The organism is Hyphomicrobium album, from assembly GCF_009708035.1.
Classification (GTDB): Bacteria; Pseudomonadota; Alphaproteobacteria; order Rhizobiales; family Hyphomicrobiaceae; genus Hyphomicrobium_A; species Hyphomicrobium_A album.
Window position 1 is genome coordinate 1,337,468 of the sequence record NZ_WMBQ01000001.1, and the last position, 21,862, is coordinate 1,359,329.

Consider the following 21,862-nt stretch of genomic DNA (forward strand, 5'->3'; position numbering starts at 1 on the left):
GCATGCCATTGAAAGAACTTGGAATGCTGAACTTCGGCACCAGCAATCTGCAAGCTCCAGCGCGCAACTCGCGCGGAGCGCGTCCGGCATCGTCCGGCGGCGGAAGGCTGCGTGCCGCGCCATCCCCAACTTTTCATCAACCATCGCCAACAATGAAGCGCGCCCGAGACCGGCGCCTCACCGCCCGTGACCCAGTTCGCACTCGAACTGCGGCCCGAGGCGGCAGGCAGCCCTGCTGGCGCGCCAAGGATCAACGAACATGTCCAACAACAACAAGATGCTTATCGATGCCACCCACCCGGAGGAAACCCGGGTCGTGGTCCTGCGCAACGGCCGCGTAGAGGAATTCGACTTCGAATCCGCCGCACGCAAGCTTCTGCGCGGCAACATCTATCTCGCCAAGGTGACGCGCGTTGAGCCGTCGCTGCAGGCTGCCTTCGTCGAGTACGGCGGCAACCGCCACGGCTTCCTCGCCTTCAACGAAATCCATCCCGACTACTACCAGATCCCCATGGCCGACCGCCAGGCTCTCCTCGATGAGGAGGCTGCGGCCGAGGCCGAGGAGGAAGCAGCCGTCGACGCCCATGCCGAGGCGCTTGCCCGCCGACGCGCGTCGTCCCCCTCCCCCGCCGAGGATGAGGAGACGATCGACGACATCGAGCCGCTCGAGGGCGGCAACCCGCCGCCGGAAGAGGGCGACGATGCCGAGGACGAGGGCGAGCAGCCCTCGCACCGGACCATCGCCGAGGCCGTCCCCGCCGACGACACCGTGCACGAAGAGCCGGCCCAGAAGCGCGAGCAGAACTCGCTCGCCGCCAACGAGAATACTCTGGAGGCCGCTCCTGACGCGACCGACGGTGACGTCGCCCGCGCCACGGACGGGAACGGCGCCCCCGAGGTCGAGGCCAACGCCGCCCCGGTTGAGGTCGAGCGCGTCGAGCAGGTCGGCGCCGGCGATGCACTCGAGGAACTCCCCTCGCGTCCCCGCCGCCGTCCGCGCAGCTACAAGATCCAAGAGGTCATCAAGCGCCGCCAGGTGATCCTGGTTCAGGTCGTGAAGGAAGAGCGCGGCAACAAGGGCGCCGCCCTCACCACCTACCTGTCGCTCGCCGGCCGCTACACCGTGCTGATGCCCAACACCGCCCGCGGCGGCGGCATCTCGCGCAAGATCACCCAGCCTCAGGACCGCAAGCGCCTCAAGGCCATCGCCCAGGAGCTCGAGGTACCGGAGGGCATGGGGCTCATCATCCGCACCGCCGGAGCCGCCCGCACCAAGCAGGAGATCAAGCGCGACTTCGAATACCTCTTGCGCCTGTGGGAGAGCGTGCGCGACCTGACGCTGCAGAGCCAGGCGCCGAGCCTCGTCTACGAGGAAGGCAACCTGATCAAGCGGTCGATCCGCGACCTCTATAACAAGGACGTCGACGAGGTCATCGTCGCTGGCGGCGAAGCCCACCGGGAAGCCAAAGACTTCATGCGCATGCTCATGCCGAGCCATGCCAAGAACGTCACGCAGTACCAGGAGCCCGAACCGCTTTTCACGCGCTTCCAGATTGAGCGGCAGCTGAACGCGATGTTCAGCCCGTACGTGACGCTGCGCTCGGGCGGCTATCTGGTCATTAACCAGACGGAAGCGCTGGTCGCCATCGACGTCAACTCCGGCAAGGCGACGCGCGAGTTCTCTATCGAGGAGACGGCACACCACACCAACCTCGAGGCGGCCGACGAGATCGCCCGCCAGCTGAAGCTGCGCGACCTCGCCGGCCTCATCGTCATCGACTTCATCGACATGGAGGAGAAGCGCAACAACCGCGCGGTGGAACGCCGGTTGAAGGAAGCCCTGCGCTTCGATCGCGCCCGCATCCAGGTCGGGCGCATCAGCCACTTCGGCCTGCTCGAGATGTCGCGCCAGCGCCTGCGCACCGGCGTGCTCGAGGGCTCGACCTCGCAGTGCGCGCACTGCCAGGGCACCGGCATCATCCGCTCGACGGAATCGGTCGCGCTGGCGGTGCTGCGCGGACTGGAAGATGCCATCATGGCCGGCGCCCGCGCGTCGCTCATCGCCACGACGACGCCGTCGGTGGCGCTCTACATCCTCAACAACAAGCGTCCCTTCATCAACGACATGGAGGCGCGCCTCGGCCTGCCGATCATGGTGACGGGCTCCGACAAGCTCGCCGGCGCCAACTTCACCATCGAGAAGGGTGCAGCTCCCGCGCAGCCGCAACGGCGCATCGAGCGCAACGTCGTCAACATGGAGTCGGGCTTCGAAGGCGAAGGCGACGACGAGGGCGGCGAGTTCGAAGCACGCGAGCAGCCCCAGCAGGGCCGCGAGTCATCGGTTCGCGGCGATCGCCCTGAGCGCGGCGACCGTGACCAACCCCGCGCGCGTGGCGACGAGGAAGCCGGCTCACGCCGGCGTCGGCGTCGGCGCCGCGGCGGACGCGGACGCGATCGTGAGGAAGGCGGTGAGCGCTTCGCGGACGAGCCGCGCGGCAACGTCGAGGAGATCGCCGAGTTCGACGCCGAAAGTGGCGACGGCCACGAGCACAACGGGCACGAGCACAACGGCCACGATCACGGCGAGGAAGTCCAGGCGCGCGAGCCGCGCAGCGACGAGGAAGGCGGCGCGCGCGAGCGCGGTGGCCGCAGCCGTCGCCGCGGGCGCCGCGGAGGCCGTCGCGGTCGCGAGCGCGGCGAGCGCGGTGCCGAGGGGCAGCCCCAGAACGGCGGCGGCGACCAGCCCGAGTACCACGCGGCATCCGAAGACGGCGGCAGCGACGACATGAACGCTGGGCGCCACGAGGCGATTGCCGACTTCCCCAACCTCCCCGCGGACGGCAACGAGAATCTACCGGCCAAGGAAGTACGCCGAGAAAGCCGGGCGCCGGAAGCGGCTGCCCCGGAGACGCGTCGCGAACCTGCCCCCGAGCCCGTAGCAGCACCACCGCCCGCACCGCGCCGGCGCAGCGGCTCGAGCGAGCCGAAGCTGGAGCGGATCGTCGTCGGCGAGCAGGTGGCCGAGGAAACGGCGTCGTCACCCACTCGCAAGGGCTGGTGGCAGCGCAAGTAAGCCACCGCCAAACGAATAAAGCGCAGGCCACCGGTTGGTGACCTGCGCTTTTCTTTTGTCGGTTAGCGATCCCGATTAGTCGCGGCCGAAACCATGACCGTGACGACCGCCGCCCATCGCCCAGCGCGAGCCGCGCTGACCCTTACCGTCCTGACCGAAGTGGTTCAGCACGCGGCCGGCAACGGCCTTCTGGTCCTCGCTGAAGGTGGCGTACAGGGGCTTCAAAACCTCAGCGAACTCTTTGGCCTTGGCGGCGCGGGCGTTCAGCCGCTCGGCCTGCTTGGTCAGGCGCTCGCTGCGCTTCTCGATGCGCTCCGGCAGCGCCAGCTGCTCGCCCTTCTTGCCGTCATCGCCTTGGGCTTTCTTCTCCGCGCGACGCTCCTCGCGCTTCGCTTGCCAGGCCTCGCGGCGCTTGCTGCGCTCCTCGTAGTTGGCGCGGATCTTTTCCTCGACCGGCACCCACAGCTTCTCCTGATCGGGTGAAAGTTTGAGTGCCGCCTTGGCCATGGCGATGCGGCCATCCTGCAGGCGGGCCTGCGTCTCGGGGGACGGCCCGCGGCGACCGCCGTCGGTCTTCTCGACGGCCGGCTGGTCGGCGGGGGTCGCCTGCTGTGCCAGCACGATGGTGGCGGGGATCGTCGCGGCCATCAGGGCGACGGCGAGCGCACGTGACAGATTGTTCATAGGGGCTACTCCTGATCCGTTTCGGCAGCCGCGCTTGGCTTTGCGCCGCTGTTGGGCAAAGGAACGGGGGGCGCCGCGGTGTTCCGTCGGCACGGTCGACAATGGGTAAGGGAAGGGTTACCGGCGGCGCTGCGCCCAGGCGATCAACCGGCGCGCTGCCTCGGCCATGTCGGCGTTCGTCCCCGCATAGGAGAAGCGCAGGAAGCGGTTGCCGCGCTCGGCGTCGAAATCGATGCCGGGGGTAACCGCCACGCCGGCATCGACCAGCAGCGTGCCCGCGAGCGCCGCAGCGTCTTCGGTGATGTCGCTCACATCGCAGTAAAGGTAGAAGGCGCCGTCCGCCGGCGCGAAATTGGCAAAGCCCGCCTTCGGCAATTCCTCGAGCAGCAGCGCCCGGTTGGCGGCATAGGCGCTACGGTTCGCCTCGAGCTCGTCGCCGGCACCGAACGCACCCAGCGCCGCCGCTTGCGCAATCGCTGGCGGCGAGATGTAGAGGTTCTGCGCAAGGCGTTCGATCGGGCGCATCAGGTCCTGCGGCACGACCATCCAGCCGATGCGCCAGCCGGTCATCGAGAAATATTTCGAAAAGCTGTTGATCACGATGGCATCCTCGCCATGCGCGAGCGCCGTCGCCGCGGCGTGGCCGTACGTTAGGCCGTGATAAATCTCATCGGAGATGAGCCGCACCCCGTGCGCGCGGCAGGCGGCAGTCAGCTCCTGCAAGCGCTCGGGCGAAATCATGCTGCCCGTCGGATTGGCCGGACTGGCGATGAGCAGCCCCTTGATCCCATCGCGGCGCGCCGCGCGCGCTACGTCCTCCGCGGTCGGCATCCACTCCGTCGCCGGTCCTGTCTCGATCAGAACCGAGCGCTGGCCGAGCGCGCTCAGGATGTGGCGGTAGCAAGGATAGCCAGGGGACGGGAGCGCCACCGCCTCGCCGACGTCGAACAGCGCGAGGAACGCGAGCACGAAAGCCGCCGACGAGCCGGCTGTGACGGCGATGCGTTCGGGCTCGACGCGCACGCCGTACCAATCGAGGTAGTGACGGGCGATGCGCAGGCGCAGCGCGTCGTTGCCAAGCGCCATCGTGTAACCGAGCGTATCGCTTTCGAGCGCCCGCATCGCCGCCGCGCGCGCCGCTTTCGGCGCCGGCGTTCCCGGCTGCCCGACCTCCATGTGGATGATGCTGCGCCCGGCATTCTCGGCCGCCAGCGCTGCGCGCATCACGTCCATGACGATGAAGCTCGGGATGGCGCTGCGTGACGACGCCGGCACGCTTGGCGCGATCACCGCCGCTGCCGCCGCCAGCCGTTCTGTCGTCGTTTCCGCCATCGGCCTTCCATTACATCTGTGCAAGGATCGGGAGTAGCTCCGTCGCCGCCCCAATCTTGCCTGCCGCATTCGCTATTATACGGCTGCGCAACGTGAAAATTACACGTCGCAACCCGGCTTATAGGCCCGCAGCCCCGCGCCATCCAGGCTTGCGTTGACGCCGGACAGACCCCTAACTAGGGTCCACCTAACCACTGGAAATCCCTTGTAGTGAGCAAGGTCCCACTGCCGATGTCGATGCCGTCACTTGCGAAGAGGACGTGGCCGAAAGTCGCCGCACTCGGCAGCCTTATCGCCACAGCAACGATCGGCATGACAGTCCCCGCAGTGGCCCAGGGACTGCCGCTCATCCGCGACAGCGAAATCGAGGGCGTCCTCAGCGATTACGCCAAGCCGCTGTTCAAAGCGGCCGGTCTCGGCTCGGGCCGCATCAAGATGCGCATCGTGCAGAATGACGCGTTCAACGCCTTCGTGCTCGACGGCAAGAACGTGTTCGTCCACACCGGCACCCTCATGCAGGCGAACACGCCCAACGAGGTGATCGGCGTCATCGCTCACGAAACGGGCCATATCACCGGCGGCCACATGGCGGCGCTGCGTGCGCGCATCGCCAAAGACCAGACGCGCGCCTTGCTTGCGCAGATCCTCGGCATCGGCCTCATGGTTGCAGGCGGCGTTTCCGGCTCGGACGGCCTCGGCGGCGCCGGCCAGGGCGTGATGTTCGGCGGCGGCGAGGTCATCATGCGCTCGCTGCTCGCCGAGCGGCGGCAGCAGGAATCGGCTGCCGACCAGGCGGGCCTGACGTTCCTCAACGCCACCAAGCAATCCGGCCGCGGCATGCTGGCGACGTTCGAGCGCTTCGCCGCGCAGGAATACATCTCGGACGCGCAGAAGGAAGCTTTCGCCCGGAGCCATCCGCTCTCGCTGGACCGCCTTGCGCGCCTGCGCACGCTCGTGGAAACGAGCCCTTACTACGCGGTCAAGGATGGTCCCGAGCTGCAGCTGCGCCATGACCTGATGCGCGCCAAGCTGTCGGGCTACCTCGAAAAACCCGACGTCGTGTACAACCGCTACCCGGAAACCGACCAGACGCTCCCCGCACGCTATGCGCGGGCACTGGCGAGCTTTTTCCGCGGCGGTCCGGGCGCGCTCGAGACGGCGCTGGCGCAAACGGACGCCCTCATCGCCTCGCGCCCGAGCTATCCCTACTTCTGGGAGGCAAAGGGTGACCTGTTGATGCGTGCCGGGCGAACGCGCGAGGCGATCCCTGCCCTGCGCCAGGCCTTGAAGCTCGACCCGAACTCGAGCCTTATCCAAGTTCAGCTCGCCGGCGCCCTGCAGGAGGACCAAGGCGAGGCCGCGGTAACCGAGTCCGTCGGCCTTCTGCGCAAATCGTTGATTGACGACGAGAATTCCAGAGCCTATCGGCTCCTGGCCAATAGCTACTATAAGCAGGGGAAACGACCCGAGGCCGATGCGATGATCGCGCAGGCCTACTTCATCGAAGGCGACCTGAAACAAGCGCAGCTCTTCGCCAAGCGCGCGCAGTTGAAACTGCGCTCAGGCACGCCCGAATGGCTCAAGAACGACGACATCGTCAACTACAAACCGCAGACCTGATCGCCGCCCGCCCAAGCCGCGCTGCAGCGACACGATCGAGAGGCCACCGCATGTCCGTTAATCCCCGTCCCCCGCTTCTGCACGTGCTTTCCGAGCAGCGCGCCGTGTGGCTCGTCATCCCCGCCATCGCACTTCTCGCCGGCCTCGTATATCTCGGCCAAGGCGCGGTGACCGGCCCCACGACCAAGCCGGGCGAGCCCGATGTCGCCGCCGCCGCGGCCGCTACCGCCGTTGCCGCATCCGCGACCCCAGCTCCGCCGCCCGCGGCTACCGACTTCTCCGGTGCGCAGCGCAAAGAGATCGAGAAGATCGTCAAGAACTACCTGATCACCAATCCGGAGATCTTCCTTGAGGCGCAGACCGCGCTCGAGGCGAAGATGGAGAAGGAGCAGGCCGAGAAGCTCAAGGTCGCCATCGCCGAGAACGCGAAGGAGATCTACCGCGATCCGCAAGCCGACCTCGCCGGCAATCCCAACGGCGACATCACCGTCGTCGAGTTCTTCGATTACAACTGCGGCTACTGCAAGCGCGGCCTGCACGACGTGATTAAGCTCGTCGAGTCGGATCCCAACGTGCGCGTCGTGTTCAAGGAGCTGCCGATCCTGTCGAAGGGCTCGGAAGAGGCCTCGCGTGTCGCCATCGCCTCCGGCAAGCAGGGCAAGTATTGGGAGGTGCACAAGGCCATGCTCGAGGCCAAGGGCGTGATGAACGAGGCGAACGCACTGGCGATCGCGACCAAGCTCGGCCTCGATATCGACAAGCTGAAGAAGGACATGGCGTCGCCCGAGGTCGAGGCCGAGATCAAGAAGTCCGAGGCCCTTGCCAAAAAAATGGGCGTCAACGGCACGCCGCACTTCCTGGTCGGCGACCGGGCCGTTCCCGGCGCACCGGAGGATCTCTACGACCAGCTGGGGAAGCACGTGACGGAGCTGCGCAAATCCGGTTGCTCCTACTGCTGATCTATTCCTGACGTCGTCGCCCGGCGCCGAATTGCGCCGCCGGGCGAGGCTCTTAAGCTTCTCCCGGTGCGGCGCCGCGGGCGCCCTTCCGCGGCTTGCGGAAAGCTGGTAGATGGGGGGCCGTCGCCTGCGGACCGACCCCAGGCGGCACCGATCCCCCGCAGCAAGGACCTCATGGCCAAGCCGATCTACGTCCTCAATGGACCCAACCTCAACATGCTGGGACTGCGCGAGCCCGCCATCTACGGGTCGGATTCGCTCGACGACGTGCGCAAGAAGGCCGAGGCACGCGCCAAGGCGTTGGGCCTGACCATAGATTTCCGTCAGTCCAACATCGAAGGCGAGCTCGTCACCTGGGTGCAGGAGGCGCGCGACAAGGCGGCCGCCATCATTCTCAACGCCGGGGCCTATTCACACTCCTCGATCGCGCTGCTCGACGCCATGCAGGCCGCCGAGCTTCCGGTCATCGAGGTGCATCTGTCGAACATCTTTCGCCGCGAGCCGTATCGGCAGCACTCCTACATCTCGCATGGTGCGAAGGGCGTGATTTGCGGTCTCGGCGCCAAGGGCTACGAGCTGGCGCTCGAAGCTCTGGCCGATTTGCTTGCGGCCTAGTGTGATGATCGAGAAATTCGCAATCATGAACGGCCAGGTAGCGAGCGAATTTCTCGATCTGAATCACACTAGCAAGTCTATATTTCTAGTGTCCCTTATCATTCCGAAGTTCGCTCCCGATCCCAGCAGCGAACTCTGGCGAACTTCCGAATGGGGACACTAGCGTCGTGGCTAAGGGTAACGGGCGGAAGTCAAAGCCGCACAAGAAGGAAAAGCGAAGCATGACGGCCAAGGATCAGGGCGACAACTCGGGCGACGAGCAGCGATTGATCCGGCAGCTCGCCGAGCTTCTCAACGATACCGGTCTGAGCGAGATCGAGATCGAGAAGAGCGGGCTCAAGGTGCGCGTGGCGCGGACGCTCAACGTGCAGTCGACGTTCGCCGCGCCGCCGGCCGTCGCCGGCGCTCCGGCCGCCGCTGCTCCCGCCGCCAAGTCCGATCCCGCCAAGCACCCCGGCGCCGTCAAGTCGCCGATGGTCGGCACCGCCTACCGCTCTCCCGAGCCCGGCGCCCCCACCTTCATCGAAGTCGGCTCGCAGGTGACGCAGGGCGACACGCTCTTCATCATCGAAGCCATGAAGACCATGAACCAGATCCCGGCTCCCCACTCGGGCAAGGTGACGGCGATCCTCATCGAGAACGGTCAGCCGGTCGAGTTCGGCGAGCCGCTCGTCATCATCGAATAAGAGCGAATGTTCGACAAAGTCCTCATCGCCAATCGCGGAGAGATTGCACTGCGCATCCAGCGCGCGTGCAAGGAGCTCGGCATCGCCACCGTCGCCGTGCACTCGACCGCCGACGCCGACGCCATGCACGTCCGCCTCGCCGACGAGAGCGTTTGCATCGGTCCGCCCCCCGCCGCCGAGAGCTATCTCAACATCCCGCGCCTGCTCGCCGCCTGCGAGATCACCGGCGCCGACGCCGTTCATCCCGGCTACGGCTTCCTGTCGGAGAACGCGCGCTTCGCCGAGATCCTCGAGGAGCACCAGATCACCTTCATCGGCCCGACGTCGGAACACATCCGCATCATGGGCGATAAGATCGAGGCCAAGGAGACGGCCAAGAAGCTCGGCATTCCCGTCGTTCCCGGCTCCGACGGAGCGGTCAATAGTGAGACCGAGGCGATGAAGATCGCCAAGAGCATGGGCTTCCCCGTGCTCATCAAGGCCACCGCCGGTGGCGGTGGCCGCGGCATGAAGGTGGCGCAGTCGGCCGCCGACCTTGGCATGGCGCTATCGACAGCGCGCGCCGAGGCGAAGGCCGCCTTCGGCAACGACCAAGTCTACATGGAGAAGTATCTTACGAAGCCGCGCCACATTGAGATCCAGGTGCTGGGCGACGGCCAGGGCAACGCCGTCCACTTGGGCGAGCGCGACTGCTCGCTGCAGCGCCGCCACCAGAAGATCCTCGAAGAGTCGCCGTCGCCGGCACTCAACGACGCCGCGCGCCAGAAAATCGGTGAGACCGTGGCGGCGGCGATGCGGCAGATCAAGTACCGCGGCGCCGGCACGGTGGAGTTCCTCTTCGAAGACGGCGAGTTCTATTTCATCGAGATGAACACCCGCCTGCAGGTCGAGCATCCGGTGACCGAGGCGGTTACGGGTATCGACCTCGTGCTCGAGCAGATCCGCGTCGCGTCGGGCGCGCCGCTCTCGTTCAAGCAGAAGGACATCACCTTCTCCGGCCACGCCATCGAGTGCCGCATCAACGCCGAGAACCCGCGCACCTTCCGCCCCTCGCCCGGCCAGATCACCTACTGGCATCCGCCGGGCGGCCTCGGCGTGCGCGTCGATTCCGGCGTGTACCAGGGCTATCGCATCCCCCCTTACTACGACAGCCTCATCGGCAAGCTGATCGTGCACGGCAAGACGCGCAACGAATGCCTGATGCGGCTGAAGCGCGCCCTGTCGGAGTTCGTCATCGATGGCATCGAGACGACCATCCCCCTGTTCAACGAGTTGATCCAGCAGCCCGACATCGCCAACGGCCTCTACGACATCCATTGGCTCGAAAAATACCTGGCCAAGTCATAGTTTGGTCGCCGACACAGGTGATTGACGAGTGCCAGAAATGTTTTCACGCTAGGCTCGGTCACTAGGAATGGGTGGCCCTTAGCCGTCGGACCATATGGCTTCGCGCGACGACATCGTCATCGAGATCACGCCGCAGGTGCTGCTGAAGGCGTATACCTGCGGCATCTTCCCTATGGCGGAGAGCGCCGACGACCCGGCCCTCTATTGGATCGAGCCACAGCACCGCGGCATCCTTCCGCTCGATGCGGTGCATATACCGCGCCGCCTGGCCCGCACGCTCCGCACCTCGCCCCTTGCCGTTAAAATCGACACCGACATCGAGGGCGTCATCGAAGGCTGCGCCGCCTCGCGCCCCGGGCGCCGCTCCACGTGGATCAACGAGCGCATCCGTGGCCTCTATCGCGATCTGTTCAGGCTCGGGCACTGCCACACTGTCGAGGTGTGGGACGGCAACCGGTTGGTCGGCGGGCTCTATGGCGTCGCCCTCAACGGCGCCTTCTTCGGCGAGAGCATGTTCTCCTACGAACGCGATGCCTCGAAGATCGCGCTCGTGTACCTCGCCGCGCGGCTCGCACACGGCGGCTTCCGGCTGCTCGACACGCAGTTCGTCACCGATCACCTGCGCCAGTTCGGCACCGTCGAGCTGAACCGCGAGGAGTTCCACCGGCTCTTGGAGAAGGCGCTCGACGTCGAGGCCGACTTCCACGCCCTGCCCCTGGATGCGAGCCCCGATCAGGTGCTGGCGGTTCTCGAAGCCAACGCCGCGGCGCCCTGATAGCCCGCCCCGCCACCGGTGTTCCGCACGGAACAGCGGCGGCCTTCCCCCTGTCCTACTCATCATCTCGAGCCGGCTGACCTTAACCGGGACCGCGGCTCACGGGGCGCGCCGCCGTATATTGGGCGGCGCGCTCTCAACCGGGACAGGAGAACGCCATGAGATCATCCCTGCAAGCCGCCCTACTCGCCGGCACCGCCGCACTTGCCGTCGCCCTTGGCGCCGTCGCCGCGCACGCCGACGAGACCGACGCTTTACTCGCCGCTCAGCAGCATGCCGCCGCACTCGATGCCGCCACCGGCGGCGACAACCTCGTGTCGAGGGCCGTTAAGGATGAAGACAGCTCCAAGGAGGTCATCGACACCCTGATGAACCTGATCGAGGAGGTCGCCGACCAGTAACCTTTGCGCTGCGCCGTACGTATTCCAGAGGAACGCCGCGCAGCACCCGATTTGCCAGCACCCGATTTGCAGGCCCCGATTTCCCGGCCGGATTTGCCTCCCCCGTCCACTCCGGCCGTGGCCAGCCCTCCAGCCCTCCCCCTGGCTGGAGGGCACATTTTTTTGGGGCTACCCCGTTCAAATCTCGCCGGCCGACCGCACTATCGCCCGGCTGCCGCGATCTCAGCCGTCAATCCGAACTCGGCGGATACGTGTCCGGCAAACGCGATGGTCGTCAGATCCTCCAAGAACGGCCCGATGAATTGGGCGCCGATCGGCAACCCGTCACGCGTGCGCCCGATCGGCGCGGCCGTCGCCGGGAGTTGCGGCATGCCGGCCATCAGCGGCCAGGCGTGCTGCGGCGCATAGGCGACATCGACGCCGTCGATGCGAAGGGTCCGCTTCAGCCCCGGCCAGGGATCCTGCTCGGCGAAATGGGGAAAGGCCGGCACGGAATAGCAAGGAGCGATGACCACATCGAAGGACTGGAAGAAGACGTCCCACTTCCGCCGGATCACTTCCTGCCCGGTGATGCAGTCGACGTAGTCCTTGACCGTCGCCTTGGGGGGTGGGCCGCCGAGAGACGGCATGCGCGCCCGGGCGACTTCGGTGAACCTTTCGACCAGAGCCTGGGACTCGGCCAGCGACGGCAACAACTCGCTGTGTCGCGACACGGAGGCGCCGGCCCGTTCCAGATTGGCCGCCAGCGCGTCGATGGCGGCGACGATTTCGCTGTCGACGGACGCCGTCGGGTGCTCGGTCAGGACGAACACGCGATAGTCTCCGAGCCCGTTGTGCCGTGGCGGCGGCAACGCCAGCCGGTAAGCCACGGCGTTGCGCCCTTCCACACCGGCCAGCACGCCCAGGGCGAGCGCGAGGTCGTCTGCGGTGCGCGCCATCGGGCCCGCGGCTGCCCAGCTACGGCCCTGGGCGATCATGCCCCCGCCTGGCGGCCCAAAACCTTCAAGGGAAATGATGTCGAACGACGCGAGGTGTCCGAAGACGCCGCAGAAAGACGCCGGCACGCGGATCGAGCCTCCCGCGTCACTCCCAAGCTCCAGGGGGACCATGCCCGCCGCAAGCGCCGCCGCGGACCCGCCCGAGGAGCCTCCGGGCGAACGTGACAGGTCATGCGGGTTGTTGGTCCGGCCGTAGACGGGGTTGTCGCTCTGGTAGTCCGTGAGGCCCGCTGGGACATTTGTCTTCCCCAGAATGATCGCGCCCGCATCTTTCAATCGCCGCACGGCGTCTGCGTCTTCGGTGGGGCGGTAGTCCTTGGCGAACTCAAGCCCGAACGTGGTCGGCAGTCCGGCCACGTTGAAGCTCTCCTTCACCGTCATGGGGACGCCGGCGAGCGGCAGGTCGGCGCCCTTCACTACGGCCAGGTCGACCTGCCGCGCCTGGTCGCGCGCGCGGTCGAAGTCCCGCACAACCACGGCATTGATCGGACCGTCGAGAGACTCAATTCGCGCGATCGCGGCGTCGGTCAACTCTAGCGCGCTGACGGATTTCGTGCGGACGGCCGCAGCCAGCTCCTTTGCGCTCGCGGTCGCGAGCGCAACATTCAATTGCTGCATCATTGGCTCCTCTGGCCTACGCGCGAAAACGGCGCGTTAGGCGGGCTTTTTCCCATGGGAGTTTTGGGACTTGCAATTCTTGAACTTGAAAGACTTGGCCCCATATCCAGCTGGGATGAAGAACCGGACGGCCCCGGTCAGCGCGCGCCTAGCTTGGCGCTCAACGCCGCCAGCCTCAAATCTCGTCGGCTTCCTGCACCTGCATGACGATCGGCGCTTTGTGATGCTGCGTGTGTGCGCCCATGAAGCTGCCGCGCAGGTGCACGTCCTTGCCGATCAGGGAGCGCAACGTCTTTTGCAAGCCATCATCGAGCGCATAGACGTGGATCTCGCCGCTGGCCGGAACATTGTCGCTGTCCTCACAGCCCTTGAGGCAGATGGGCTTCGGCAGCTTGAGGATGATCGCGTCGTCGCGCTCGATCAGCCGGCCTTCGGCGATCGCGCCGTCCTCGCCGGCGGCGTAGCAGGCGTCCTGCGCGGCGCACGGCGCCGCCGCCATGACAAGAGCGCACAGCAAGCCCACTCCTCGACGCCACATCGCCGTCACTCCGAGACCGATCCGTGGCCCTCCTATAGCACGGCCGCTTGCCCCCTTCCGCCGCCCGCGCTAGCCAAGCCCGCATGCAGACCTACCGTATCGTAGAAGCCGGCGCGAACGACCTAGCCGATGTCGCGAAGCTGTTTCACGCCTATGCCGCCGAGCTGCCCGTCGACCTTGCCCTGCAGGGGTTCGTGGCGGAGCTCGCGGGATTGCCGAGCGACTATGCGCCGCCCAAGGGCGTGTTGCTGATTGCGCGTGGCGCCGACGGCGCCGCCCTGGGTTGCATCGGCCTTCGTCCCATCGACGATCGCATCTGCGAAATGAAGCGGCTCTACGTGCAGGCCGCGGCGCGCCAAACCGGCCTCGGCAAGGCATTGTCTGTCGCCGTCATCGAAGCGGCGCGGCAGCGCGGTTATCGCGAGATGAAGCTCGACACGCTTCCACAGCTCAAACAGGCCATCAACCTTTACCGTAGCCTCGGTTTCGCGCCCATCGCGCCCTACGGCGATCACCCCTATGAAGGGACGCTCTGCTTCGGCAGGATGCTCTGACGGCAAGCCAATTCCGGTACCCCATGGCGAAGACCACACGCGCCACGCAGACGCTCGCCAAGCAGGGCGTCACCTTCGAGGTGCACAGCTACGATTACGACCCCGAGGCGCAACGCACCGGGATGCAGGCGGCCGAGGCCCTGGGCGAGCCTCCGGACCGCGTGCTGAAAACCCTGATGGCGCTGGTCGACGGCAAGCCAGTGTGCGCCGTCGTGCCGTCCGACCGCGAGGTGTCGATGAAGAAGCTCGCCGCCACGTTCGGGGGCAAGAGCGCCCAGATGATGAAGCCAGCGGACGCGGAGCGCGTGACCGGCTACAAAGTCGGCGGCATCAGCCCGTTCGGGCAGGCGCGTAAGACGCCGACGGCGATCGAGGAGGCGGCTCTCGCGCATCCGTACGTATTCATTAACGCGGGGCAGCGCGGGCTGCAGGTGAAGCTCGCCCCGAAGGACGCGGTTAAGGTGCTCGATGCCATAGCTGCCGGGCTGGCGGCGCAATCAGGAGACCCGACATGAAGCGGCTGGACGGCATCAAGGCCTGTGTGTTCGATGCGTACGGCACGCTATTCGACTTCGCGTCGGCAGCAGCTCGCTGTCAGGACGTGCCCGACCAGAAGCTCGGGGCGCTCACCACGCTCTGGCGGGAAAGGCAGCTTCAGTACACCTGGCTGCGGTCGCTGCAGGGCAACTTCGCTGATTTCTGGCAAGTCACCGGGGACGCGCTGGCCTTCGCCCTCGACAGCCTCGACATCGCGTCGCCCGAGCTGCACGGGAAGCTGATGGACCTTTATCTCACGCCGGCGCCATTTCCTGAGGTGCCGAGCGTCCTCGCGCAATTACGCAAGGCAGGGTTCAGGACGGCGATCCTCTCGAACGGCTCGGCGACGATGCTCGACTCGGCGGTTCGCGCCGCCGGCCTCAGCGATCTGTTCGACGCCGTCCTGTCGGTCGATGCCGTACAAGTCTTCAAGCCCCATCCGCGTGTCTACGCTTACGGACTGGAAAAGCTCGGTCTGCGGGCGGACGAAGTGTCGTTCCAGTCGTCGAACGCCTGGGACGCCTACGGCGCCTCTAACTTCGGGCTGCGTGTCGTCTGGTGCAACCGCTATGGCCATCGTCCGGAGCGGCTGCCGGGCGCGCCCGACCGCGAGATCCGGGATTTGTCGGAGCTGCCCGAGCTTCTCGCACCGCCGCCGAAGTAGCCGCCGCCGAAGCATTCTCCGTGGGCACGCATGGCACAAGCGATTGAGCTGGGACTGGATACGTTCGGCGACGTCACCAAGAATGCCGGCGGCCAACCGCTGTCGCACGCCGAGGTCATTCGGAATGTGGTCGAAGAGGCCGTCCTTGCAGACCAGCTGGGCGTCGATTTCTTCGGCGTCGGCGAGCACCACCGCGCCGACTTTGCCATATCGGCGCCCGATGTAGTCCTCGCCGCCATCGCCGGGCGAACGAGCCGCATCCGCCTCGGCTCCGCCGTGACGGTCCTCAGCTCGGATGATCCTATACGCGTGTTCCAGCGCTTTTCGACATTGGACGCTGCATCGAGCGGTCGCGCCGAAGTTATTCTCGGGCGCGGGTCCTTCACCGAGTCGTTTCCGCTGTTCGGCTTTCAGCTGAGCCAGTACGACAAGCTGTTCTCCGAGAAGCTCGATCTGTTCGTGAAGCTTGTGCGCGACGAGGCCGTGACCTGGCGCGGCGAAACGCGGCCACCGCTCACTGACCAACGCGTCTTTCCGCCCATCGAGCGCGGAACGTTGAAAACGTGGATCGGCGTCGGCGGGAGTCCTGAATCCGTCATCCGCGCGGCGCGGTACGGCTTGCCTCTCATGCTCGCCATCATCGGTGGCGATCCCAAGCGCTTCAAACCCTATGCCGAGCTCTACCTCGCATCCCTCAGCGAATTCGGCCAACCCGTCTTGCCGATCGGCATCCACTCACCGGGGTACGTGGCGGAGACCGACGAGCAGGCGCGCGAGGAGCTCTGGCCCGACTACAAGCGCATGCGCGATCAGATCGGCGCCGAACGCGGCTGGCCGCCGATGCGCCGCGCCGAGTTCGAGCATGAAGCGGAGCACGGCTCACTCTACGTCGGCGCGCCGGAAACCGTTGCCCGCCGGATTGCCGCGACAGCCAAGATGCTCGGCGCGTCGCGCTTCGATTTGAAGTACAGCGCGGGGATGCTGTCGCACGAGAAGCTGATGCAGTGCATCACGCTCTACGGCAGCAAGGTCATCCCGCTGGTGCGCGAAATGCTTGCGTGAAGCTCAGCGATCGAAAGCTTCTTTGTAGATCTCGGGCTTGAAGCCGACGAGCAGCTTGCCGGCGCTGAGATCGAGCACCGGCCGCTTGATGAGCGAGGGCTGCGCCAGCATCAGGTCGATCGCCTTGCGCTCGTCCACGCTCTCTTTGTCGGCGTCGGAAAGCTTGCGGAAGGTCGTGCCGGCACGGTTGAGCAATGTCTCCCAGCCGACCTTCTTGCTCCACGTCTCGAGCCGCTGCCGGTCAATCCCGGCTTTCTTGTAGTCATGGAAGTCGTACGCAACGTCATGGCTTTCGAGCCAGGCGCGCGCCTTCTTCATCGTGTCGCAGTTGGGGATACCGTAGATGGTCACTGGCTTCATGTCCGGGCCCGATGTTCATCAGCGCAAGACGCGTCCCGTATAAACTGCGGCTGACTGACCGCAATGGCGTTAAGCCGCCGCACCAAGACGGTGTGGCGGCCTAGGACCTGGGCATCGCCGAGTCGATCGAATCTGCATTTCCGAGTGAAGGCGGCCGGTAACTCAGCGCGCGCTCGGCCCCCCCCTTGCATGCCGCCAATCCGTGCGTTAGATACTGAACCACATGGTTCAGTATCCGACAGCCCGTCTCGATGCCTCGTTCGCCGCGCTCTCGGACGCCACCCGACGCGGCGTTCTGGAGCAGCTCGGACGTGCAGACGCTTCGATCACGGACCTTGCCGAGAAGTTCCACATGACCCTCACGGGCATGAAGAAGCATGTCAGCGTCTTGGAGCAGGCGGGGCTCGTCACCACGGAGAAGGTCGGGCGCGTGCGGACCTGCAAGCTCGGCCCGCGCCGACTGGCGGAAGAGACTGCATGGATCGAGGCGTACCGCCAGCTCTGGGCCTCACGCTTCGACGAGTTGGACAAGGTTGTCGAGGAACTGAAACAGAAGGAAAAGGCCGATGGACGCAAAAGGAGAGGGTGATCCCACCTCCGGGAAGAACCGCACGACGGTGGAACGGAAGTCCGAGCGTGAGCTAGTCGTCACGCGGACCTTCAACGCCCCGGCGCGCATCGTGTTCGAGGCGTGGAGCAAGCCCGAGCTGTTCAAGCGCTGGTGGGTACCGAAGTCGATGGGCATGTCCCTGCTTTCCTGCGAGATGGATGTCCGCGTCGGGGGCAAGTACCGTCTCGTGTTCGGCGTCGGTGGCTCCAAGGTGATGGAGGTCTTCGGCAAGTACATCGAAGTGACCCCCCACTCGCGCCTCGTCTGGACCAATGAGGAAGGTGATGAGGGGGGAGCCATCACCACGCTGACCTTCGAGGAAATGGGCGGCCAGACGCTGTTGGTCAAGCACGACCTCTATCCCTCGAAGGAAGCTCTCGACGGTGAGCTCGCCTCCGGGGCGGCGGATGGGATGCCCGAGCAGCTCGACCAACTGGACGAGTTCCTCGTCACCCTGGGCGGGAGCTTGGGGCGGTGATTGCCGCTTTCGCCGCCCTCACTCCCACTCGATCGTGCCGGGGGGCTTCGAGGTGATGTCGTAGACGACGCGGTTGATGCCGCGCACCTCGTTGATGATGCGCGTCGCCGTGGGGCCGAGGAACGAATGCGGGAAGTCGTAATAGTCGGCGGTCATGCCGTCGGTCGACGTCACGGCGCGCAGCGCGCAGACAAAGTCGTAGGTGCGCGCGTCACCCATGACGCCGACGGTGCGCACCGGCAGCAGCACGGCGAAGGCCTGCCAGATCTGGTCGTAAAGCCCCGCCTTGCGGATCTCGTCGAGGTAGATGGCGTCCGCCTGGCGCAGGATCGCCAGCTTCTCCTCGGTGATCTCGCCGGGAATGCGGATGGCGAGGCCCGGACCAGGGAACGGGTGGCGGCCGACGAAGTGCTCGGGTAGCCCCAGCTCGCGGCCGAGCGCCCGCACCTCGTCCTTGAACAGTTCGCGCAGCGGCTCGACCAGCTTCAGGTTCATGCGCTCGGGCAAGCCGCCGACGTTGTGGTGCGACTTGATGGTCACCGAGGGGCCGCCGGTGAACGACACGCTCTCGATGACGTCGGGATAGAGCGTGCCCTGGGCGAGGAACTGCGCGGGTGCTGCGTCGCCGCCGAGTTTTCTTGCCTCCTCGTCGAACACGTCGATGAACAGCGCGCCGATGGTCTTGCGCTTGGCCTCCGGATCGCTTTTCCCCGCCAGCGCGGCAAGGAAGCGCTCGCGCGCGTCGACGTGAACGAGCGGGATGTTGTAGTGGCCGCGGAACAGGCGCACGACCTCCTCTGCCTCGTCCTTTCGCAGCAGTCCGTGGTCGACGAAGATGCAGGTGAGCTGGTCGCCGATCGCCTCGTGGATCAGCACCGAGGCGACGGCTGAATCGACGCCGCCCGACAGGCCGGAGATGACACGCGCCTTGCCGACCTGGGCGCGGATCTTCGCGACCTCGGCGGTGCGGAAGTGCGCCATCGTCCAGTCGTTCTTCAGCCCGGCGATCTTGTGCACGAAATTGGAAAGCAGCCTGGCGCCGTCCGGCGTGTGCACCACCTCGGGGTGGAACATGGTCGTATAGATGCGCCGCTTCTCGTCGGTCGCCACCGCAAACGGCGCGTTCTCGCTCGTCGCCTTCACGGTGAACCCATCGGGGAGGCGCGTGACGCGGTCGCCGTGGCTCATCCACACAGGGTAGCGCTTGCCGACCTCCCACACGCCGTCGAACAGCGCCGAGGCTTCCTTGATGTCGACCTCGGCGCGGCCGAACTCTGCCGCGTGCCCGCCCTCGACGACGCCGCCGAGCTGCACCGCCGTCGTCTGCTGGCCGTAGCAGATGGAAAGGATGGGTAGGCCGCTCTCGAACACGGCCTGCGGGGCGCGCGGCGAGCCGTCGGTCGTCACCGACGCCGGGCCGCCGGAAAGCACGATCGCCTTCGGATTCAGCCGGGCCATCGCCGCCTCGGCCTGGTTGAAGGGGACGATTTCGGAATAGACCCCCGCCTCGCGCACCCGGCGGGCGATGAGCTGCGTCACCTGGCTGCCGAAGTCGATGATCAGAACGGTGTCGGTCACGGAACGTCCAAGGTTAATGCCCTGAGCGGCCCCATAGATCACCCGGCCGGTGGAGCGTCAAGGCGCGCTGGCGCCGCGATTTGCCAGCAATTCCAAGGGTCCAAAAAAAATCGCACGGGCATGTCGATTTCGCAGCGGGCCGTTCGACGTGTCTGTAGAGCGAGGGGTGAGCCCGGCTCGTCAACGCACTCAGGAGGAGAACAACGATGCGATTCATCGTGATGGTCAAGGCGTCGAAGGACTCGGAAGCTGGAAAGATGCCGTCCGAGGAGCTCCTCGGCGCCATGGCGAAGTTCAACGAGGAGCTGGTCAAGGCGGGCGTCATGCTCGACGGCAACGGGCTGCAGCCGAGCTCCAAGGGCGCTCGTGTGCGCTTCGCCGGCAACAAGCGGTCGGTCGTCGACGGCCCGTTCGCCGAGACCAAGGAGCTGGTTGCCGGCTACTGGATCATCCAGGCGAAGAACCTCGCCGAGGCGGTGGAGTGGATGAAGCGCTGCCCCAATCCGCACGAGGACGACGGCGAGATCGAGATCCGCCAGCTGTTCGAGCTCGAAGATTTCGGCGAGAGCCCGGCCATCGATCACCACCGCCGGCTCGAGCAGGAACTGAAGTCGTAGGAAAATTCGCACGCGGATGTCGAATTGGCGGCGCGCCGTTCGACGGGATAGCAGAGCGGGGTGAGCCCCCGCCCCTCAAACTGACGGGAGATGACAAATGCGATTCATGTCGATGGTGAAGTCGTCCGAGAATTACCGCCTCGGGCCGCCGCCTCAGGCACTCATGGACGCGATCAACGAGCTCGGCCAGGAAATGACCAAGGCCGGCACCATGGTCGATATGGGCGGGCTGCTGCCAACCGCCATGGGCGCCTACCGGGTGCGGCAATCGCGCGGCAAGCTGAGCGTCACGGATGGTCCGTTCAGCGAAGCCAAGGAGGTGATCGGCGGCTACGCGGTCTTCGACGTCCAGTCCAAGGAGGAGGCCATGGAATTGACCATGCGGTTCATGGAACTCCATCTGAAGCACTGGCCCGAATGGGAAGGCGAGACCGAGGTCAGGCAGATGTTCGAGGGGCCCGGCTGTCCCGACGTCCAGGCTGCCTAGGGCCCGGAACATCGTCCCCATGCTGCGTCGTCCCGGATTGTCAGCCGCCTCGATCAGCAGCTCAAGTCGTAACGGAAAAAATCTGCGCGGCGTGTCGATTCCACGCTGCGCCGTTCGACGACAGTGCAGAGCCGGGCAGCGACCCGGCTCTCCACCGCCAACAGATGGAGAGAGGATCATGAAGGTTTTGGGCATGCTGCGAGCCGACCCATCGAGCGAAGCCGGCCAGCCGCCGACGAAGGACCAGATGGAGCGCATGGGCGCCTTCCTCGAAGAGGTCACCAACGCCGGCGTCATCCTGTCGGGCGACGGGCTGCGGCCGACCAAGTACGGCAAGCGCGTCAGCCTGAAGGACGGCAAGTTCAGCGTCGTCGATGGGCCGTTCACGGAATCGAAGGAGCTGGTCGCGTCGTACGCGCTGCTCCAGGTGGATTCGATGGAAGAGGCGGAAAAGTGGACGCGCCGCTTCCTTGAGGTGTTCGGCCAGGGTCAGTGCGAGCTGCGCCCGATCATCGAGGCATCGGATTTCCCATCCGACGTGTTCACGGCCGAGGAGCAGGCGCGCGAAGCGAAGACCCGCGCGCAGATGGAAAAGAACGCCCGGCATAGGTAGCGCCGGGCCGCGCACTAACGACGGCTTTGCTGCGCCTCGCAATCGTCCGCGCGAGCGGTAGCGCAGCAAGGTCTCCATCCAACCAAGAGGAGCCAATCATGAAGCTGGCAGCGCGCAAGCTCACGACTTGCCTGTGGTTCGACACTGAAGCCGAAGAGGCAGCGAACTTCTATGCCTCGATTTTCAAGGATGCGAAGGTCGGAAAGATCACTCGCTACGGAAAGGAGGGCCACGAGATCCACGGCAAGGCTGCCGGGTCGGTCATGACCGTCGAGTTCGAGATCGCCGGACAATCATTCATTGGGCTCAACGGCGGCCCGCACTTCAAGTTCAACGAGTCCGTCTCCTTCCAGGTTCACTGCGAGACGCAGCAGGAGATCGACAATTTCTGGGAGAAGCTCAGCGCGGGCGGCAAGGAAGGCCACTGCGGCTGGCTGAAGGACAAGTTCGGCGTCTCTTGGCAGGTCGTTCCGGCCCCGCTCGCGAGGATGCTGGCGGATGCGGACCCCAAGGCGTCGGAGCGCGTGACCAAGGCGTTCCTGCAGATGAGGAAGTACGACATCGCGGAGCTCGAACGCGCGTTCGAGGGCGCGAGCCAATAGCGCCGAAGACCGCCTTAACGCCCGACGCGAGTAGCGGCGCTTGCAGCGGCGATG

General features: G+C 65.8%; 24 protein-coding genes. 18 read left to right on the forward strand and 6 right to left on the reverse strand.

Annotation, left to right across the window (positions count from 1 at the left end; genetic code table 11):
- Nucleotides 1-259 precede the first annotated feature (259 nt).
- On the forward strand, nucleotides 260-3,073 hold the full coding sequence (locus tag GIW81_RS06530; RefSeq protein WP_154738479.1) for an Rne/Rng family ribonuclease: 2,814 nt from the start codon (nucleotides 260-262) through the stop codon (nucleotides 3,071-3,073).
- Between the two features lie 75 nt (nucleotides 3,074-3,148).
- Here GIW81_RS06530 and GIW81_RS06535 read toward each other — a convergent pair whose 3' ends face one another.
- Complete coding sequence (locus GIW81_RS06535) at nucleotides 3,149-3,757, reverse strand: Spy/CpxP family protein refolding chaperone (RefSeq protein WP_154738480.1); 609 nt, start codon at nucleotides 3,755-3,757, stop codon at nucleotides 3,149-3,151.
- 117 nt (nucleotides 3,758-3,874) lie between these two features.
- The gene (locus tag GIW81_RS06540) at nucleotides 3,875-5,089 is read right to left on the reverse strand and encodes a pyridoxal phosphate-dependent aminotransferase (protein ID WP_154738481.1); all 1,215 of its coding nucleotides are present in this window, start codon (nucleotides 5,087-5,089) and stop codon (nucleotides 3,875-3,877) included.
- A 210-nt stretch (nucleotides 5,090-5,299) separates the two neighbouring features.
- Here GIW81_RS06540 and GIW81_RS06545 point away from each other — a divergent pair, with 210 nt between their 5' ends.
- The 7 genes from GIW81_RS06545 to GIW81_RS06575 all read left to right on the forward strand — a co-directional run bounded on the left by GIW81_RS06545 (nucleotide 5,300) and on the right by GIW81_RS06575 (nucleotide 11,492).
- Nucleotides 5,300-6,709 carry a M48 family metalloprotease gene (locus GIW81_RS06545; RefSeq protein ID WP_324614913.1) on the forward strand — a complete coding sequence of 470 codons (1,410 nt, stop codon included), beginning with the start codon at nucleotides 5,300-5,302 and terminating at the stop codon, nucleotides 6,707-6,709.
- Between the two features lie 50 nt (nucleotides 6,710-6,759).
- Nucleotides 6,760-7,668, forward strand: coding sequence for a DsbA family protein (locus GIW81_RS06550; protein ID WP_154738482.1), 909 nt, complete (start codon nucleotides 6,760-6,762; stop codon nucleotides 7,666-7,668).
- 174 nt (nucleotides 7,669-7,842) lie between these two features.
- The gene (gene aroQ, locus GIW81_RS06555; RefSeq protein WP_154738483.1) at nucleotides 7,843-8,283 is read left to right on the forward strand and encodes a type II 3-dehydroquinate dehydratase; all 441 of its coding nucleotides are present in this window, start codon (nucleotides 7,843-7,845) and stop codon (nucleotides 8,281-8,283) included.
- 221 nt (nucleotides 8,284-8,504) lie between these two features.
- Nucleotides 8,505-8,969 carry an acetyl-CoA carboxylase biotin carboxyl carrier protein gene (gene accB, locus GIW81_RS06560; protein ID WP_154738484.1) on the forward strand — a complete coding sequence of 155 codons (465 nt, stop codon included), beginning with the start codon at nucleotides 8,505-8,507 and terminating at the stop codon, nucleotides 8,967-8,969.
- 6 nt (nucleotides 8,970-8,975) lie between these two features.
- Nucleotides 8,976-10,316, forward strand: coding sequence for an acetyl-CoA carboxylase biotin carboxylase subunit (gene accC / locus GIW81_RS06565; RefSeq protein WP_154738485.1), 1,341 nt, complete (start codon nucleotides 8,976-8,978; stop codon nucleotides 10,314-10,316).
- 94 nt (nucleotides 10,317-10,410) lie between these two features.
- Entirely contained in the window at nucleotides 10,411-11,091 is a 681-nt protein-coding gene (aat, locus tag GIW81_RS06570; RefSeq protein WP_154738486.1) for a leucyl/phenylalanyl-tRNA--protein transferase, read from the forward strand.
- A gap of 158 nt (nucleotides 11,092-11,249) precedes the next feature.
- Nucleotides 11,250-11,492 carry a hypothetical protein gene (locus GIW81_RS06575; protein ID WP_154738487.1) on the forward strand — a complete coding sequence of 81 codons (243 nt, stop codon included), beginning with the start codon at nucleotides 11,250-11,252 and terminating at the stop codon, nucleotides 11,490-11,492.
- A 200-nt stretch (nucleotides 11,493-11,692) separates the two neighbouring features.
- On the opposite strand, the gene GIW81_RS06580 is transcribed toward GIW81_RS06575, so the two are convergent.
- The gene (locus GIW81_RS06580) at nucleotides 11,693-13,111 is read right to left on the reverse strand and encodes an amidase family protein (RefSeq protein WP_229309094.1); all 1,419 of its coding nucleotides are present in this window, start codon (nucleotides 13,109-13,111) and stop codon (nucleotides 11,693-11,695) included.
- Between the two features lie 172 nt (nucleotides 13,112-13,283).
- The gene (locus GIW81_RS06585; protein WP_195930420.1) at nucleotides 13,284-13,625 is read right to left on the reverse strand and encodes a DUF4431 domain-containing protein; all 342 of its coding nucleotides are present in this window, start codon (nucleotides 13,623-13,625) and stop codon (nucleotides 13,284-13,286) included.
- Between the two features lie 104 nt (nucleotides 13,626-13,729).
- Here GIW81_RS06585 and GIW81_RS06590 point away from each other — a divergent pair, with 104 nt between their 5' ends.
- The 4 genes from GIW81_RS06590 to GIW81_RS06605 are packed head-to-tail and all read left to right on the forward strand — an operon-like array spanning nucleotide 13,730 to nucleotide 16,463.
- The gene (locus tag GIW81_RS06590) at nucleotides 13,730-14,200 is read left to right on the forward strand and encodes a GNAT family N-acetyltransferase (protein ID WP_154738489.1); all 471 of its coding nucleotides are present in this window, start codon (nucleotides 13,730-13,732) and stop codon (nucleotides 14,198-14,200) included.
- Nucleotides 14,201-14,223: 23 nt separating this feature from the next.
- Nucleotides 14,224-14,715 carry a Cys-tRNA(Pro) deacylase gene (gene ybaK / locus GIW81_RS06595; RefSeq protein ID WP_154738490.1) on the forward strand — a complete coding sequence of 164 codons (492 nt, stop codon included), beginning with the start codon at nucleotides 14,224-14,226 and terminating at the stop codon, nucleotides 14,713-14,715.
- Entirely contained in the window at nucleotides 14,712-15,401 is a 690-nt protein-coding gene (locus tag GIW81_RS06600) for a haloacid dehalogenase type II (protein ID WP_154738491.1), read from the forward strand. The genes ybaK and GIW81_RS06600 overlap by 4 nt, the downstream gene beginning before the upstream one ends.
- Nucleotides 15,402-15,431: 30 nt before the next feature.
- The gene (locus GIW81_RS06605; protein ID WP_154738492.1) at nucleotides 15,432-16,463 is read left to right on the forward strand and encodes an LLM class flavin-dependent oxidoreductase; all 1,032 of its coding nucleotides are present in this window, start codon (nucleotides 15,432-15,434) and stop codon (nucleotides 16,461-16,463) included.
- Between the two features lie 3 nt (nucleotides 16,464-16,466).
- Here the strand turns inward: GIW81_RS06605 and GIW81_RS06610 are convergent, their stop codons facing one another.
- Complete coding sequence (locus GIW81_RS06610) at nucleotides 16,467-16,823, reverse strand: ArsC family reductase (protein ID WP_154738493.1); 357 nt, start codon at nucleotides 16,821-16,823, stop codon at nucleotides 16,467-16,469.
- Nucleotides 16,824-17,046: 223 nt separating this feature from the next.
- Between GIW81_RS06610 and GIW81_RS06615 the strand changes: the two genes are divergently transcribed.
- Entirely contained in the window at nucleotides 17,047-17,412 is a 366-nt protein-coding gene (locus tag GIW81_RS06615; RefSeq protein WP_154738494.1) for an ArsR/SmtB family transcription factor, read from the forward strand.
- Nucleotides 17,390-17,911, forward strand: a complete 522-nt coding sequence (locus GIW81_RS06620; protein ID WP_154738495.1) for an SRPBCC family protein — start codon at nucleotides 17,390-17,392, stop codon at nucleotides 17,909-17,911. Before GIW81_RS06615 ends, GIW81_RS06620 begins: the two co-directional genes overlap by 23 nt.
- 18 nt (nucleotides 17,912-17,929) lie before the next feature.
- Here the strand turns inward: GIW81_RS06620 and guaA are convergent, their stop codons facing one another.
- Nucleotides 17,930-19,489: a glutamine-hydrolyzing GMP synthase gene (gene guaA / locus GIW81_RS06625; RefSeq protein WP_324614914.1), complete on the reverse strand. Its 1,560-nt coding sequence runs from the start codon at nucleotides 19,487-19,489 to the stop codon at nucleotides 17,930-17,932.
- 206 nt (nucleotides 19,490-19,695) lie between these two features.
- Between guaA and GIW81_RS06630 the strand changes: the two genes are divergently transcribed.
- From GIW81_RS06630 to GIW81_RS06645, 4 genes are all read left to right on the forward strand, one after another.
- Complete coding sequence (locus GIW81_RS06630; RefSeq protein ID WP_154738496.1) at nucleotides 19,696-20,106, forward strand: YciI family protein; 411 nt, start codon at nucleotides 19,696-19,698, stop codon at nucleotides 20,104-20,106.
- Nucleotides 20,107-20,203: 97 nt separating this feature from the next.
- On the forward strand, nucleotides 20,204-20,593 hold the full coding sequence (locus GIW81_RS06635; RefSeq protein ID WP_154738497.1) for a YciI family protein: 390 nt from the start codon (nucleotides 20,204-20,206) through the stop codon (nucleotides 20,591-20,593).
- A gap of 178 nt (nucleotides 20,594-20,771) precedes the next feature.
- Nucleotides 20,772-21,206, forward strand: coding sequence for a YciI family protein (locus tag GIW81_RS06640; RefSeq protein WP_195930421.1), 435 nt, complete (start codon nucleotides 20,772-20,774; stop codon nucleotides 21,204-21,206).
- A gap of 98 nt (nucleotides 21,207-21,304) precedes the next feature.
- Nucleotides 21,305-21,808 (forward strand): VOC family protein, encoded by a 504-nt coding sequence (locus GIW81_RS06645; RefSeq protein WP_154738499.1) that lies wholly within the window; start codon nucleotides 21,305-21,307, stop codon nucleotides 21,806-21,808.
- The last annotated feature ends 54 nt before the right edge of the window (nucleotides 21,809-21,862 follow it).

Coding starts and splice junctions, on each gene's coding strand:
- GIW81_RS06530 (WP_154738479.1), top strand. CDS start 260: ATGTCCAACAACAACAAGATGCTTATCGATGCCACCCACCCGGAGGAA.
- GIW81_RS06535 (WP_154738480.1), bottom strand. CDS start 3,757: ATGAACAATCTGTCACGTGCGCTCGCCGTCGCCCTGATGGCCGCGACG.
- GIW81_RS06540 (WP_154738481.1), bottom strand. CDS start 5,089: ATGGCGGAAACGACGACAGAACGGCTGGCGGCGGCAGCGGCGGTGATC.
- GIW81_RS06550 (WP_154738482.1), top strand. CDS start 6,760: ATGTCCGTTAATCCCCGTCCCCCGCTTCTGCACGTGCTTTCCGAGCAG.
- aroQ (WP_154738483.1), top strand. CDS start 7,843: ATGGCCAAGCCGATCTACGTCCTCAATGGACCCAACCTCAACATGCTG.
- accB (WP_154738484.1), top strand. CDS start 8,505: ATGACGGCCAAGGATCAGGGCGACAACTCGGGCGACGAGCAGCGATTG.
- accC (WP_154738485.1), top strand. CDS start 8,976: ATGTTCGACAAAGTCCTCATCGCCAATCGCGGAGAGATTGCACTGCGC.
- aat (WP_154738486.1), top strand. CDS start 10,411: ATGGCTTCGCGCGACGACATCGTCATCGAGATCACGCCGCAGGTGCTG.
- GIW81_RS06575 (WP_154738487.1), top strand. CDS start 11,250: ATGAGATCATCCCTGCAAGCCGCCCTACTCGCCGGCACCGCCGCACTT.
- GIW81_RS06580 (WP_229309094.1), bottom strand. CDS start 13,111: ATGATGCAGCAATTGAATGTTGCGCTCGCGACCGCGAGCGCAAAGGAG.
- GIW81_RS06590 (WP_154738489.1), top strand. CDS start 13,730: ATGCAGACCTACCGTATCGTAGAAGCCGGCGCGAACGACCTAGCCGAT.
- ybaK (WP_154738490.1), top strand. CDS start 14,224: ATGGCGAAGACCACACGCGCCACGCAGACGCTCGCCAAGCAGGGCGTC.
- GIW81_RS06600 (WP_154738491.1), top strand. CDS start 14,712: ATGAAGCGGCTGGACGGCATCAAGGCCTGTGTGTTCGATGCGTACGGC.
- GIW81_RS06605 (WP_154738492.1), top strand. CDS start 15,432: ATGGCACAAGCGATTGAGCTGGGACTGGATACGTTCGGCGACGTCACC.
- GIW81_RS06610 (WP_154738493.1), bottom strand. CDS start 16,823: ATGAAGCCAGTGACCATCTACGGTATCCCCAACTGCGACACGATGAAG.
- GIW81_RS06615 (WP_154738494.1), top strand. CDS start 17,047: ATGGTTCAGTATCCGACAGCCCGTCTCGATGCCTCGTTCGCCGCGCTC.
- GIW81_RS06620 (WP_154738495.1), top strand. CDS start 17,390: ATGGACGCAAAAGGAGAGGGTGATCCCACCTCCGGGAAGAACCGCACG.
- GIW81_RS06630 (WP_154738496.1), top strand. CDS start 19,696: ATGCGATTCATCGTGATGGTCAAGGCGTCGAAGGACTCGGAAGCTGGA.
- GIW81_RS06635 (WP_154738497.1), top strand. CDS start 20,204: ATGCGATTCATGTCGATGGTGAAGTCGTCCGAGAATTACCGCCTCGGG.
- GIW81_RS06640 (WP_195930421.1), top strand. CDS start 20,772: ATGAAGGTTTTGGGCATGCTGCGAGCCGACCCATCGAGCGAAGCCGGC.
- GIW81_RS06645 (WP_154738499.1), top strand. CDS start 21,305: ATGAAGCTGGCAGCGCGCAAGCTCACGACTTGCCTGTGGTTCGACACT.